This is a genomic window from Paraplanobispora takensis (assembly GCF_016863195.1).
Taxonomy (GTDB): domain Bacteria; phylum Actinomycetota; class Actinomycetes; order Streptosporangiales; family Streptosporangiaceae; genus Planobispora; species Planobispora takensis.
This window is the reverse complement of the sequence record NZ_BOOK01000056.1, coordinates 19,105-32,590: the sequence shown is the minus strand read 5'-3', so window position 1 is coordinate 32,590 and position 13,486 is coordinate 19,105. Positions and strand designations below refer to the sequence as shown.

Annotated in this window: 13 protein-coding genes; 9 read left to right on the top strand and 4 right to left on the bottom strand. The window is 72.6% G+C overall.

Annotated features, from left to right (window positions below; genetic code table 11):
* Window positions 1-24: 24 nt before the first annotated feature.
* Entirely contained in the window at window positions 25-357 is a 333-nt protein-coding gene (locus Pta02_RS33630) for a rhodanese-like domain-containing protein (RefSeq protein ID WP_203879033.1), read from the top strand.
* Window positions 358-575: 218 nt separating this feature from the next.
* Entirely contained in the window at window positions 576-1,919 is a 1,344-nt protein-coding gene (locus tag Pta02_RS33625; protein WP_203879032.1) for a purine-cytosine permease family protein, read from the top strand.
* Here the strand turns inward: Pta02_RS33625 and Pta02_RS33620 are convergent.
* Window positions 1,916-2,485, bottom strand: coding sequence for a methylated-DNA--[protein]-cysteine S-methyltransferase (locus Pta02_RS33620; protein ID WP_203879031.1), 570 nt, complete (start codon window positions 2,483-2,485; stop codon window positions 1,916-1,918). The two genes, Pta02_RS33625 and Pta02_RS33620, sit on opposite strands and share 4 nt — an antisense overlap.
* A gap of 126 nt (window positions 2,486-2,611) precedes the next feature.
* On the opposite strand from Pta02_RS33620, the gene Pta02_RS33615 reads away from it, so the two are divergent.
* The gene (locus Pta02_RS33615; protein WP_203879030.1) at window positions 2,612-4,507 is read left to right on the top strand and encodes a sensor histidine kinase; all 1,896 of its coding nucleotides are present in this window, start codon (window positions 2,612-2,614) and stop codon (window positions 4,505-4,507) included.
* A gap of 135 nt (window positions 4,508-4,642) precedes the next feature.
* Window positions 4,643-5,092 carry an ATP-binding protein gene (locus Pta02_RS33610; RefSeq protein ID WP_239131437.1) on the top strand — a complete coding sequence of 150 codons (450 nt, stop codon included), beginning with the start codon at window positions 4,643-4,645 and terminating at the stop codon, window positions 5,090-5,092.
* Between the two features lie 71 nt (window positions 5,093-5,163).
* Here the strand turns inward: Pta02_RS33610 and Pta02_RS33605 are convergent, their stop codons facing one another.
* Complete coding sequence (locus Pta02_RS33605; RefSeq protein WP_203879083.1) at window positions 5,164-5,340, bottom strand: hypothetical protein; 177 nt, start codon at window positions 5,338-5,340, stop codon at window positions 5,164-5,166.
* 115 nt (window positions 5,341-5,455) lie between these two features.
* Here Pta02_RS33605 and Pta02_RS33600 point away from each other — a divergent pair, with 115 nt between their 5' ends.
* Together Pta02_RS33600 and Pta02_RS33595 are read left to right on the top strand one after the other, a co-directional pair.
* Window positions 5,456-6,151 (top strand): response regulator, encoded by a 696-nt coding sequence (locus tag Pta02_RS33600; protein WP_203879029.1) that lies wholly within the window; start codon window positions 5,456-5,458, stop codon window positions 6,149-6,151.
* Complete coding sequence (locus Pta02_RS33595; protein ID WP_203879028.1) at window positions 6,148-7,275, top strand: sensor histidine kinase; 1,128 nt, start codon at window positions 6,148-6,150, stop codon at window positions 7,273-7,275. Before Pta02_RS33600 ends, Pta02_RS33595 begins: the two co-directional genes overlap by 4 nt.
* A 100-nt stretch (window positions 7,276-7,375) precedes the next feature.
* Here Pta02_RS33595 and Pta02_RS33590 read toward each other — a convergent pair whose 3' ends face one another.
* Window positions 7,376-7,927, bottom strand: a complete 552-nt coding sequence (locus Pta02_RS33590) for a hypothetical protein (protein ID WP_239131436.1) — start codon at window positions 7,925-7,927, stop codon at window positions 7,376-7,378.
* 259 nt (window positions 7,928-8,186) lie between these two features.
* Between Pta02_RS33590 and Pta02_RS33585 the strand changes: the two genes are divergently transcribed.
* From Pta02_RS33585 to mptB, 3 genes are all read left to right on the top strand, one after another.
* Window positions 8,187-8,540 carry an STAS domain-containing protein gene (locus Pta02_RS33585; RefSeq protein ID WP_203879027.1) on the top strand — a complete coding sequence of 118 codons (354 nt, stop codon included), beginning with the start codon at window positions 8,187-8,189 and terminating at the stop codon, window positions 8,538-8,540.
* A 73-nt stretch (window positions 8,541-8,613) separates the two neighbouring features.
* Window positions 8,614-9,312 (top strand): glycosyltransferase family 2 protein, encoded by a 699-nt coding sequence (locus tag Pta02_RS33580; RefSeq protein ID WP_203879026.1) that lies wholly within the window; start codon window positions 8,614-8,616, stop codon window positions 9,310-9,312.
* Window positions 9,313-9,647: 335 nt separating this feature from the next.
* Window positions 9,648-11,336, top strand: a complete 1,689-nt coding sequence (gene mptB / locus Pta02_RS33575) for a polyprenol phosphomannose-dependent alpha 1,6 mannosyltransferase MptB (protein ID WP_239131435.1) — start codon at window positions 9,648-9,650, stop codon at window positions 11,334-11,336.
* Here mptB and Pta02_RS33570 read toward each other — a convergent pair.
* A complete protein-coding gene (locus Pta02_RS33570; protein WP_203879025.1) occupies window positions 11,218-13,434 on the bottom strand; it encodes a hypothetical protein in 2,217 nt (738 codons plus the stop codon). The genes mptB and Pta02_RS33570 overlap by 119 nt on opposite strands.
* Window positions 13,435-13,486: the final 52 nt, after the last annotated feature.

Here is a 13,486-nt window from a genome sequence, read left to right as displayed (position 1 = left end):
CGATCTGGTGACGGGATTGGAACAATGAGGGCCATGAACATTCCTGAGGTCGATGTGCACGCCGTGCCGGACGACGCGTTCCTGCTGGACGTCCGGGAGGACGACGAGTGGCACGCCGGGCACGCGCCCGAGGCCCTCCACATCCCGCTCGGCGAGTTGCAGGCCAGGGTCGAGGAGCTGCCCAAGGACGCGGCCGTCTACGTGATCTGCCGGGTCGGGGGCCGTTCCGCGCACGCCGCCGCCTGGCTCAACGCCGTCGGGCGCGATGCGATCAACGTCGGCGGCGGCATGCAGTCCTGGGCCTTCGCCGGCCGCCCCATGGTGAGCGAGAGCGGGCACGAGCCGTTCGTCGCCTGAGAACGGGTTCTGGGCGGGTTCTCCCGCGCAGAGGCTCACGGCCCGGGCGGGCGCTTGCCACGAAGAGCCGCGATGGCATAATCCGGAGCGAAATGTCTACCGCGGGAGCTCGGGCGTTGCCGGGCTGAGAGGGCGGAACCGCGGAGGGCCTGCAGGGTCCTCCCACGCACCGCCGACCGCATGAACCTGTCCGGGTAATGCCGGCGTAGGGAGCGGTGATGACGTCCGACGTCATTGTGTCCAAACATGCCGAAGCCCCCCTCACCCTCGACGAGGCGCCGCCGAAGACGCTCGGCGTGCTCGACCAGGGCGCCCTCTGGGCCAACCTCGGCGTCAGCCTGCTCGGGTTCTCCGGCGCGATCGCGCTGATCAACCCGCTGCAGGACCGGCCCCTGAGTTTCCTGGCCGCGATCGCCGCCGCCGTCGTCGGCAGCCTCATCGGCACCGCGATGGTCGCTCTGGCGGCGATCCCCGGCCAGCAGACCGGCGCCCCGGCGATGGTGCTGCTGCGCGGGTTGTTCGGGGCGAGGCTGTCATACGTCCCGACCGTGCTCAACATCATCCAGATGCTCGGCTGGGGGGCGTTCGAGCTGTGGGTCATCGCCCAGGGCGCCCAGGCCATCGCCGGCTCCTTCGGGATCGAGGTGCCCTACGCCGTCTGGGTGGTCCTCGGCGGAGCGATCACCGTCGCGCTGACCATCCGCCCGCTGGGCGCGGTGCGCCTGCTGCGCCGCTACGTCACGGCGGGCGTGATCATCTCGATGATCTGGTTCGCCGTCGCGCTGTTCAGCCGCGGGCCGTCACTCGGCGCGGGCACCTGGGAGGCGTTCGCCCCCTCCGTCGACTACGTGATCGCGCTGTCGGTCTCGTGGGTGCCGGTGGCGGCGGACTTCGCCCGGTTCTCCCGTTCGGGCCGGGCCGCCTTCGCCGGAGTGGTCGGCGGTTACACGATCGCCCAGGTGGCCTGCCTGACCCTGGGCGTCGCCGCGCTCGCGCTCGTCGGCAACGACCCGGACAAGGTGTGGGACCCGTTCGTGGCGGCCCCGCTCGGCTGGCTGTTCTTCGGCATCCTGGTGCTGCGCGAGACCGACCAGTCGTTCGTCAACGTCTACTCCACCGCGATGTCGCTGCAGAACCTGCTGCCCCGGCTGGACCGGCGGATCATCTCCGTCGGCACCGGCGTGGTGGTCACCCTGCTGGCGATCTTCGTCGAGGCCGAGGACTACATCGCCTTCCTCGGGATCATCGGCGCCGTGTTCGTGCCGATGTTCGGTGTGCTGGCGGTGGACTACTTCCTGCTCGGCCGCGGCGCGAACTGGGACACCTCGGAGAACGCGCCCTCCCGCTGGCTCATGGTGCTCCCGTGGGTGCTCGGCTTCGCGGCCTGGTGGATGCTCGCCGCGCTGCCGACCGCCGAGGAGATGGGCTGGTGGAGCGGTTTCTGGACCGGTGTCCGCGAGGCGATCGGGTTCGTCCCGCAGCCCTGGATGAGCGCGGCCATCGGCGCCTTCCTCGTCTCCGGCCTGGTCACCCTCGCCCTGGGCAGGCTGTCCCGCCGCTAACGGATCCCCTCGATCCTGAAGAGCCGTTCCTTGGCGGTCGTGCCGCCGGCGTAGCCGCCGAGGACGCTCTCGCTCTCCACCACCCGGTGGCAGGGCACGATCACGCACACCGGGTTGGCGCCGATCGCGTTGCCGACCGCGCGCAGCGCCCGGGGCCTGCCGATCCGCTCGGCGATCCGCTGGTAGGTGGTCACCGTCCCGTACGGCACCGCCGGCATCATCTGCAGCACGGTCCTGGCGAACGGGGTGGCGAGCTGGAGGTCCACGGGGGTGGTGAAGGTGCGCAGGCGGCCCGAGAAGTAGGCGTCCAGCTCACGGCGGACCGGGTCGATCCGCCGGGGGTCGCCCCCGATGAACGTGCTGATGTCGCGGGCGACGCGCTCGAAGACGACGTTCTCGTCCTCGTAGCTGCACGAGACCACCCCCCGGGCGGTCACCGCGAGGACCAGGCGGCCCACCGGCCCGTCATGGGTGCTGAACGCGACGTCGGGATGCCTGTCGCCGACATAGGTGGGCGAAGTCACCCGTAGCAGTGCGTCGAGGTCGCCGGCCGGCCCGGATGACATGGCCCCACCCTTTCGCGTCCAGGTGTGTGGTGACCGCAGCGTATCGGACGGATCGCCTCCCGGACCGTCAGCACATGCGGGGCGAAAGTGCCAAGATCAGGCCGTCTGAAACGGCACTATGGAGATGTGCGTGATGACAGCACTGCGATCAGTGACGACGCCATCGGCCGCGAGATCGTCGCCAGCTCCCCCAACGCGGTCGTCGCCCTCGATCGGGACCAGACGATCCTGACGTGGAACCCCGCCGCCGAGCGCCTGTTCGGCTGGTCCGCCGAGGAGGCTCTCGGCCGGCGCCTCCCGATAGTCCCCGAGGAGCTCACCGCCGAGCACAACGCCGTCCTCGAACGTGTCCGCACCGGGGGCCAGGTCTCGCTGCGGACCAAGCGGTTCCGGCGTGACGGCAGGCTGTTCGACGTGCGCGTGGACACCGGCGCGCTCTGCTCGGAGGCCGGCGCCCTGCTCGGCTACGTCAGCGTCTACCACCTGACCCAGGACGACGAGAGCGCCAGCGACAAGGCCGTACGCCGGGCCCAGCTCGTGCGCAGGCTGACCGACGTGGTCGCCGACATCAACGCCGAGCTGGAGCTGCCCACGGTGCTCGACCGGATCGCGGCCAGCCTCACCGAGCTGACGGGCGCCGACGCGGGCGGATTCGTGCTCATCGAGGGAGACCGGCTGCGCCTGGTGGCCTGCCACAGGCTCCCCGACGAGCTGCGCGGCTCGACCGCCGACCTGCGCACCAGCCTGGTGGGCAAGCTCCTGCGGGCCGGCCGTACCGTGCTGCTGGAGACCGGCGACCAGGCCCGGCTGGACGAACTGGTCTGGTCGTGGCTGCCGGGCCTGCACACCATCGCGCTCGGCGTGGCGGCCGTGGGCGGGCGGCCGTACGGCGCGCTCTACGCCCTGTTCGCCAACGGCAAGGCCGGTCACGTCGAGCTCGAGCTCCTGGAGCTGCTGGCCGGGCACGCCGGGATCGCCGTCGGCAACGCCATGGCCTACCAGGAGGCCGTACGGCAGCGCGCCCACGAGCGCGCGGTGTTCGACGCCAGCGCCGACGGCATCGCGGTCCTCGACACCCTGGGCCGGGTCATCCAGTGGAACCCGGCGGCGGCGGAGCTGACCGGCTTCCACGTCGCCGAGATGATCGGCGAGCCGCCGCCGTTCCCGCTGCCCGAGCCGGGGGACAAGCTCACCTACCAGCTCCCCTCGGGCATCTGGCTCGACGTGCTCCGCGCGGAGATCCCGGAGACCGGGGAGACCGTGGTGGACTTCCGCGACATCACCCGGGCCAAGGAGCTGGAGGAGGCCAAGGACCTGTTCCTGGCCACCACCAGCCACGAGCTGCGCACCCCGATCACCGTGGTCCGCGGCTTCGCCGCCATGCTCGACACGCGCTGGGACGGGCTGAGCGACACCGAGCGCCGCTCCGCGGTCCACACCATCGCCGAGCGGGCGCGTTCCCTGGGCGATCTCATGGACCACCTGCTGCTGGGCTCGCGCGCCGGGGCCGGGGAGCTCACCCTCAAGATCGAGGCGTTCGACCTCGGCGAGCTGGTCAGGTCCGCCACCCTGGGCCTGCCGGTCCTGTCGGACGTGCACCGGGTCGAGGTGGTCGTCCCCGACGACCTGCCGATGGTCTCCGGGGACGCGCTCGCCACCGACATCGTGCTGGGCCAGCTCCTGGAGAACGCCTTCAAGTACTCCCCGGACGGCGGCCTGATCAAGGTCGCGGCGTGGCCGGACGGCGAACGGGTGGTCCTCGCCGTCGACGACGAGGGCGTGGGCATCGCCCCGGCCGACCGCGACCGCATCTTCGAGCGCTTCGTCCAGGTGGAGAGCGGCGACCGGCGACGGTTCGGCGGGGTCGGCCTCGGCCTCTACATCGTGCGCAGCCTGGCCCTGGCCCAGGGAGGCGACGTGTCGGCCTATCCCCGGGCCGGCGGGGGCACCCGTATGAGGCTTTCCCTGAGGAGGGCCGACACGCCGGGCGCTCTTAGCGGCTCCGACACGCTCGTGCGGTAACGGGCCGGTAACGGGAGGGCTGATCTATTGTCCATGTGCACAAGCGGTGATCGGAGTGCGGTTTCTCCGTCCATGTAACGGGGCATTTCGGTCGTATCTGGGGTGTGTTCCTCAGGGGGAACAGGGATACGGGGGGTGAGTCCGTCGAGCGTCGTGATGTTGCCTTACGCACCGTCAAGCGTCGCCGTCGCGCGCCAGTGCCTCAGCTCCGACCTGCAGGAATGGGGTGTCTACGAGACCGCGATCAACGACGCCGTGCTGGTGGTGAGCGAGCTGCTGAGCAACGCGCTGCGACATGCGCACCCCCTGCCGTCCGGGCAGGTCAAAGTGTCATGGCGCTGGACCGACGGGCACGTCGAAGTAGCGGTGAGTGACGGGGGAGCCACCACCGAACCACGTGCGGGAAGAGCCTCGCTGTCCGCGCTGGGAGGCCGTGGCCTGGGCATCGTCGAGTATCTGGCCGAAAGATGGGGCGTCAGGCACGAGGGCGAGATGACCACGGTCTGGGCCGTGGTCACGGCTCTCAACGCCGTGGGCGGCGGCCGGATGCCCGTTCCCGAGCCTGCGGGGAGAGAGCGGGTCTGAGTCCTGTGGATCCCGCCGCGGCGGGATCCACAGGCGTGCTCGTCCGGGGTGAGCGGGGGCTCACCCGCGGATCACTTGGAGGTCCGGGAGAACTTGGCCGCGACGGTGACCGCGAGAACGACCGCGAACGCCACCAGGGCCAGCACGAACATGAACTTGATCAGCCCGAACAGCGCGGGGAGAACGATCCCGAACACCACGTAGAGCGCCAGGATGCCGCCCAGCACTGCCATCACAGTACGACCCATGGGTCCACCGTACGTCCGCCGCGCCTGCGGCAGCGGTCCGGGCGCATAACGATCGAGTCTTACGGTCCGGTGACGTGGTTCGGCGATCGGCGGTGTCCCGCCTACGGTGGAGGGCATGAGCGCGCGGATTCTGGTGGTCGACGACGATCCGACCGTGGCCGAGGTCGTGGCCCGCTATCTCGAACGCGACGGGCACGACGTCGAGTGCGTCGGAGACGGCGCGGAGGCCCTCAGGCGCGCGCTGTCCAACCCGCCGGACCTGCTCGTGCTCGACCTGATGCTTCCCAAGATGGACGGCCTGCAGGTCTGCAGGAAGCTCAGGGAACGCTGGCCGGTCCCGGTGATCATGCTGACCGCGCTCGGTGAGGAGATCGACCGGGTCGTCGGCCTGGAGACCGGCGCCGACGACTACGTGACCAAGCCGTTCAGCCCGCGCGAGCTGGCCCTGCGGGTGCAGTCGGTGCTGCGGCGGGCCCGCGGCGCCTCCGTCCCGGCGGGCACCGGCGTGCTGCGGGACGGCGAACTGGTGGTCGACGTGGGCGCGCACGAGGTGCGGCTCGACGACGAGCTGATCATGCTGACCGCGCGCGAGTTCGACCTGCTGGCCCACATGATGCGCAACCCCCGCCAGGCCTTCAGCCGCTCCGCCCTGCTCGACCAGGTCTGGGGCTGGTCCTTCGGCGACTCCTCCACGGTGACCGTGCACGTCCGCCGCCTCCGCGAGAAGATCGAGCCCGACCCGACCGCCCCCCGGCGCATCGTCACCGTGTGGGGCGTCGGCTACCGCTACGAACCGCTGGACCTGTCGTGATCCCGGACATCGTGGAGATCGTCGCGGTCACCGCCGGGATCGGCCTGCTGGTCGCGCTGACCGGGCTGGGCGCGATGCACCTGCTGCGGAAGCGGTCGATCGGGGTCATGCTCGCGGTGGTCGCGGCCGTCCCGGTGGTGGTGACGGTGGCGGGCATGGTGGCGATCACCCTGAAAATGATCATCGAGGGCACGCCCAGGAACATCGTGCTCAGCGTGGTCGCCGTCAGCGGCCTGATCGGCCTGGGCGTGGCGGCGGTGCTGGCCCGGCGGATCGTGGCCGCCAGCCGCAGGCTCGTCGCCGCCGTACAGGAGGTCCCCCCGTCCGGGGAGTTCACCCCGCCGCAGGGCCTGCCCGCCGAGCTCGACACGATCGCCGCGAGCCTGGATGAGGCCTACCGGCGGATCCGCCTGGGCCGCGAGCGCGAGCGCGCCCTGGAGGACGCCCGCCGCGAGCTCGTCTCCTGGGTCAGCCACGACCTGCGCACCCCGCTGGCCGGGATGCGCGCGATGGCCGAGGCGCTGGAGGACGGCGTGGTCTCCGACCGCGAGACCGTGGACCGCTATCACACCCGGATCCGCCTGGAGGTGGACCGCCTGTCGGGCATGGTCGACGACCTGTTCGAGCTGTCCAGGATCCACGCCGGGTCGCTGCGCCTGTCCCGCACCAGGATCGGCCTCGGCGACCTGGTCGCCGACGCCCTGGCCGGGGTGGAGCCGCTGGCCCGCGCCAAGGGGGTGCGGCTGGAGGGGGCGATCGAGCCGGCGGTGCCCGTCCAGGCGGACGCCGGAGAGCTCTCCCGGGCCCTGAGCAACCTGGTGGTCAACGCCATCCGGCACACCCCCGCCGACGGCACGGTCTCGGTCAGCGCGACGGTCGAGGACGGCCTCGCCTGCCTGTCGGTGGCCGACGCCTGCGGCGGGATCCCGGCCGACGACCTGCCCCGCGTGTTCGACGTGGCCTTCCGCGGAGAGACGGCCCGCAGCCCGCTCGGGGACGGCGCCGGGGCGGGGCTCGGCCTGGCGATCGCCCGCGGCATCGTGGAGGCCCACGAGGGGGACATCGGCGTCGTCAACTCCGGCCCCGGCTGCCGCTTCGAGATCCGCCTGCCGCTGTCGTCCTGACGGCCTCCGGGGCCGTTCTCCAGGCCGTTCCCCGGGCCGCTCTCCAGGCCGTTCTCCGGAGGGGCAGGGGCCGATGGCCGGTTCTCCGGAGAGCCGGAGGTCAGCCCTCCGACGGTCCGGTGGGGAGCGCGAGCGCCGCGGTCTCACCCTCCGACTGGGCCGGGATCATGACGGTCATCCGGACGGCGCCGGCCTCATGGCCTCCTGTCCCGCCGTCGTCGGGCTCGACACGGTGGCGGAGGACGGGGGTGTCGTCGTACTCGTCGTGCCCGCGTGGTTCGCCGAAGGTCTCCGACATGGCGCGGAAGGTCGGGCACGGCCAGCGCCACATGCAGCTCCGGCAGCGCAGGATCGGGTGCGCGGTGTCGCTGGTGATGCCGCCCGCGTCGCGGGGCTGGTGGAGGTCGAGGAGCCGTACCCCGAGAACGGCGAAGTCCAGCAGTTCCTCGCGCGCCTCTTCGAGGAAGTCGAGATCCTCGCGGCTCAGGCGGGTCCTTATCGGAACGAAGCCCTCCCGGTTGACCAGGCCACGGAGCGGGGCGGCCGCCTCACGCCAGGACGTGGCCCTCCTGGCACGGGCGATGGCGGACTCCAGGCGCTCCTGGAGCCGTCGCCGCTGGGAATCCTCGGGAAGATCGAGATCGGTGTTCATCGAATGCCTCCAGCGTGGAGACCCCGGTCTCCGGTCCTGATGTCCTGCGCGACCGGTTCCGTGGCGGTGCGGTCCCCCACTGGGCGCCTTCCTCTCTGTCGAGCTGACGTCGCACAGTGTCAAGCTTTGCGCACTGAGGGTTCTCATGAGGGGAGAACGGGGGACAAAGAACAGACGACCCTGATCCGGCGATGCCTCGCAGACACCATGCGGCCGAGAGAACGTGACCCCGGGCCTTCGCGCCGCTAGTGTGCCCGCTGTGGAGCTAAAAGTCTCAACTCGATCTCATGGCGGGCGCACCGTCATGGCCATTGTCGGAGAAATCGACCTATATACCGCGCCTCGCCTGCAAGCCGAGTTCACCCGGCTGCTCCAGGAGGGCGCCACGACCCTCGTGGTCATCGACATGTCCGGCGTGGAGTTCTGCGACTCCACGGGGATGAACGTGCTGCTCTCCGCGCTCAAGCGGTTGCGTGAGCGCGGCGGCGCCCTTGAGGTGGCCGGGCCCCGGCCCGCCGTCCGCAAGATCCTCCAGGTGACCGGTCTCGACTCGGTGTTCACCGTGCACGAGACGGTGCCCGAGGAACTGCTGACGGCCGAACCCAAGGCGTGAGCCGCCTGGGCGGCATCAGCCGGACGGACGGGCGGCGCGGCCGCCCGGTGGAGCGAGTTCGGGAGCGGGAGTCGTGACCGGAACAGCGGTGATCATCCCGGCCAAGGACGAGGAGGACCGGATCGGCGCCACCGTGACGGCGGCGATGGCGCTGTCCGGTGTGGACCTCGTCGTGGTCGTGGACGACGGCTCGTCCGACCGGACGGGCCAGAAGGCCAGGGCCACCGGGGCCCGTGTCGTACGGCACAGCCGCAACCGGGGCAAGGCCGCGGCCATGGAGAGCGGCGCCGAGGTCGTGCGGCTGCTCGACGCCGAGGACGAGCAGCCGCGTCACCTTCTGTTCCTGGACGCCGATCTGGGGGAGACCGCGCACACGGCCGCCCCCCTGATCGAGCCGGTCCGGTCGGGTGAGGCGGACATGACCATCGCGGTCTTCGTCACCCGCGTGAAGCTGGGCGGCCACGGCTTCGTGGTGAACCTCGCCCGCCAGGGCATCGAGCGCGCCACCGGCTGGACTCCCGCCCAGCCGCTCAACGGCCAGCGATGCCTGACCAGGGCCGCCTTCGACGCCGCCCTGCCCCTGGCACGCGGCTTCGGGGTGGAGACGGGTCTGACCATCGACCTGATCCGCCGGGGGTTCCGGGTCCGCGAGGTCGAGGTGGAGATGGCCCACCGGGCCACCGGCACCGACTGGCGGGCCCAGATCCATCGCGCCCGCCAGTTCCGCGACGTCGGCCGCGCCCTCCTGGCGCGCAAAGCCCTGCGCCCCTGACCGGCCGGTCGCCGTACGCCGCTGATCGGTCGAGGCCGTCGGCCACTGTACGCCGCTGATCGGCCGACGTTTTCGGTCATCCGGCGTCGTTGACCGCCGAGCCTTGGCAGCCGGTGGGGGCATGGCTGTTCCGCCGGTGTGTCGTTGTGGGGCACCGGCGTGCAGACCTTTCCGGCGCCGGTGTACGGCGGGCGGCCCGGTGGACGGGGGGACGAGCGGGCGGGGGCCGGAGTGCCCGGTGGCTTGCGCGTCACCGGTTACCCGGGGCCTGTGGATAACTCGGGGGCTGTGGACAACCGGGACGGGCGAGCCGCCGGGTGTGCTGGAATTTGCGGGTGACCCTGGATTCGGCGGTGGCCGGGAAGAACACGGCGCCCGGCTCGCGTGACGCCCTCGGCGCCTTCGCGCGCTGGGCCATGGGCGTGTCGGTCCTGCTGACGATCCTGATCGGGCTGCTGGGGCCGTCGGCCATGGTGCCCGGGCCGGCCGGGCCCTCCTGGCACCCGCCATACTCCCTGGACGCCGCCCCGAGCGGCCACCTGGTGATCGCCATGGCCGCCCTCGCGGTCCTGCTGGGCGGGGCCGGGCTCGGCGCGGCGCTGCGGTCGCGGTGGCGGCCGGACCCGCGGTGGCTGCTGGCCGCCGGGTCGGCCGCGGTGGCGCTGCTCGCCTTCCTGCCGCCCTCCGGCTCGCCGGACCACCTGAACTACGCGGCCTACGGCCGGCTGGCCGCCCTCGGCCACGACCCCTACGCCGTCACCCCGGCCGAGCTGCCCGATGACCCGGTCACCGGCTCGGTCGAGGAGTGGGCCGGGGTGACCAGCGTCTACGGCCCGGTGGCCACCGTCCTGCAGGCACTGGCGAGCCTGGCGGGCGGCGACTCGGTCAGGCTGACCGTCTTCGTGATGGCGCTGTTCAACGCCGCCGCCTTCATCGGCACCTCGCTGCTGATCCACCGGTTCACCGGCGGGGACGACGATCTTCAGCGACGGGCGGCGCTGCTGTGGGCGGTCAACCCGCTGATGATCTACCACCTGTCCGCCGGGATGCACGTCGACACCCTCGCCGTCGTCTGCATGATCGCCGCCCTGGTCGCGCTGGGGGCCGGGCGGCTGACGGGCGGGGCGGGGACGGCGGGCGCGGTGGACGCGGTCGGCGCGCCACCGCACGGGGCAACCGGGATGGTGGCCGGAGGCCGGGCGGGGAGGCGGTCCGGCAGGCTGTGGCCGTTGCTGGCCGCCTCCGGGCTGCTGCTCGGGGCCGGGATCGCGGTCAAGCTCAACGCCGGGCTGGTCGCCCTCGGGCCCGCCTGGGCGCTGCGACGCTCACCCCGCAGGCTCGCCGTCGTCGCGGGCACGGCGACCGCCGCGGTGGTGGTCGCCTACGGGCTCGCCGGACCGCACGTGCTGGACCAGGTGGGCGAAGCCGGCAAGAAGGTCTCCCTGGCCACCCCCTGGCAGCTGGTGAAGATCGGCCTGCAGTCGCTGTTCGGACCGGGCGCCTACACCCTGTGGATCCAGATCGGCACCATGGGCCTGCTGGCCGTCCTGGCCTGGCTGCTCCTGCGCGCCGCCTCCGGTGCCGGGATCACGCCGGGACCGCGATCCGGTGTCATCGCGCCGGTCCCCGCGCCCGGCGGAAGCATCCCGGGGTCCGGGGCGGGCGGGACGGGCGTGCCGCTCTCGGCTCCGGCGGTGGCGGCGGTGATCGTGACCGCCTGGCTGTTCGCCGCGCCGTACGCCCTGCCGTGGTACGACGGGCTGGCCTTCGCGCTCCTGGCCATGACGGCCTCGTGGCCCGCGCTGGAGGGCTTCGTGGTGGCCAGGACGACGATCCTGTCGCTCGGCTACCTGCCCGCCAGGGAGGCGCTGCGCCCCGACGACCTGCTCTGGCTGAAGACCGTCGTCAGGCAGCAGGTGGTGCCGTGGTCCCTGCTGGCGTTGACGGCCGCTCTGGTGTGGTGGGCGGCGAGAGCCGCAGGGCGCGCACGCAGGCGGCCAGCGTCAGCGGCACCGCGACGGTGAGGGCCATCGCGGGGATGGCGATGCCCGAGTCGTTCATCAGGAACCCGATGAGCGCGCAGGTCAGGGCGCCGATCAACCCGGCGCGCAGCGTGGGCGCGAGGGCGTAGGCCCGGCCCAGCGCGGGCGCGCCCCACCGGGAGGGCCGGTTCAGCACCAGGAACAGGAAGGCCAGCGCGACCAGGGACAGCAGGGTCAGCGACCAGTTCCCGACCGTGACCCCGATCATCGCGCCGAACTTGCGGGCGACCACCGTCCAGGCCTCGCCGTCCAGCACCTGCTGGACGAACGTGCCCAGGTGGGTGCGGCGCTCGGTGGGCCGCAGCCAGTCGGCGACCGCGATCGCGCCGATCAGCACGGCGCCGGCCAGGCCGATCATGCCGAGCTTGACCGGCGAGACCCGGCGGCCGGACAGCAGGATCAGGAAGACGGCCACCCCGGCCAGGAACGCCGGGACCCCGCCGAAGTCCGCCCCCCAGGCGGGCCACCCGTCGGCGAACACCGCCAGCCCGCCGTACAGCGCGCAGACCGTCAGAGCGGGCCCGCGCCGTCCGCGGTCGATCAGCCACTGGGCGACTCCGGCCAGGGCCAGGATCGTCCCGGCCGCGTAGACGGCGAAGGCGATGTTGCCGAACCCGTAGAACCGCCCGCCGGTCACGGGCTCGTAGCCGGTGACGGCGTTGACCTGAAGGGTGGAGCCGGTCATCACGTCGGCCAGCAGGGCCAGCGAGGTGATCCCGGCGACCACGGTCAGCGGGCCGAGCACGTGCCGCCGCCACGGACCGCCGAGCGCGATCCCGGCGACCGCGCAGGCGATGGCGAGGATGGTCACGATCAGCCCGGCCATCGGCGCGGGGAAGGTCCACCAGGGCACGAGCTGGGCCAGGAAGGTCGCAACCGCGACGGCGCCGCTGACCACGGCGACCATCTGGGCGGCGGACAGCGCGCGGGCGCCGCCCCAGCCCCGGCGGATCGCGGCGGCGGCCAGCACGTAGAACAGGATCTCCACGGCCACGAAGACGCTGAAGAACGGTCCGCGGACCTCGCGCAGGACCTGGCTGGCCAGGTCCTCGCCGGCCAGGTCCGCCACGGTCGAGGCGGCCGGCTCTCCGCTCGGGCCCTGGCCGGTCCAGGCGCGGCCGACGGCGGTCGTGGGCTGGTCCAGGCCGAGCAGGGCGATCGCGGTGGCGGTCAGGTCGGTGACGGTGACCAGGCCGTCCTGGCGGGTGGAGGCGGCCGACAGACGGCCGCGGGGGTACGGCTCGCTGTTCGGTGACCGACCCGAGGCGAGGGCGACGTGCAGGTGGGCCGTGGCGGCCGCGTCGGACAGCCCGGCGACGAGGAGCGTCGTGTCCGCGGGGAGCCGGGAGACCACCGCGCCCACCTGCCGGTCGATCGCCGCCACGGCCTCGCGCCTGGCCTGCTCGGGCAGGTCCGCAGGGCCGCCGTCCGCGGCCGCACCGGTCGCCGTCCAGGCCCGGGCGAGGTCTCCGGCCTCGACGACGACCAACCGGTACGGCGTCAGGTCGCCGAGCTGGTCAACGGTCTCCGCATATTTCCCGACTTTTCCGGACTCGTCGGCGGCGCCCAGCACGGCCCCCGGCCCGACCGCGGCCACCGCGCCGCCCGCCGCGGTCACCAGCCCGCCCAGTTGACCCAGCACCGGCTCGTAGTCGGTCTCGTCGCGGTTGTAGGCCAGCATCTCCGTCCAGCCCGGCACGCTCGCCCCGGCGCCGGAGACCTGCGGAGCCGGGACCGGCGCGCACCCCGTCCCCGGGGCCCCCGCGCGCTGCCCGGCCGAGAACGTCAGCCAGCCCTCGACCGGGCAGATGAAACCCCGGCCCTTGGGCGGAGCGGCCCGGGTGGACAGGGACGCCGCCCCGCCGCTCTCGACGAGCTTCCACAGGTTCGGCGTCCGGGCGGGGTCGAGGTCGCTCCACAGCAGCCCCGGCGCCCCGACGACCACCACCCGCACGGGCTCGGGCCTGACGGAGGCGGCCGCCGTACCGGCGGACAGCAGCGGCAGCGCGACGGCGGCGAGCAGGAGGAAGAGCACCGTGAGCGGGCCGGACGGCCGGTGACACCCGCGTACTGAGCCCATCCGGCCCTCCCTGTCGTGCCCTGTCGTGTTCGCCGGTGACTGATGGCGTTCC

Bases quoted from the DNA above. Each gene is read 5' to 3' on its own strand.
- Pta02_RS33630 (WP_203879033.1), top strand. From the start codon at position 25: ATGAGGGCCATGAACATTCCTGAGGTCGATGTGCACGCCGTGCCGGAC.
- Pta02_RS33625 (WP_203879032.1), top strand. From the start codon at position 576: ATGACGTCCGACGTCATTGTGTCCAAACATGCCGAAGCCCCCCTCACC.
- Pta02_RS33620 (WP_203879031.1), bottom strand. From the start codon at position 2,485: ATGTCATCCGGGCCGGCCGGCGACCTCGACGCACTGCTACGGGTGACT.
- Pta02_RS33605 (WP_203879083.1), bottom strand. From the start codon at position 5,340: ATGGGTCGTACTGTGATGGCAGTGCTGGGCGGCATCCTGGCGCTCTAC.
- Pta02_RS33600 (WP_203879029.1), top strand. From the start codon at position 5,456: ATGAGCGCGCGGATTCTGGTGGTCGACGACGATCCGACCGTGGCCGAG.
- Pta02_RS33590 (WP_239131436.1), bottom strand. From the start codon at position 7,927: ATGAACACCGATCTCGATCTTCCCGAGGATTCCCAGCGGCGACGGCTC.
- Pta02_RS33570 (WP_203879025.1), bottom strand. From the start codon at position 13,434: ATGGGCTCAGTACGCGGGTGTCACCGGCCGTCCGGCCCGCTCACGGTG.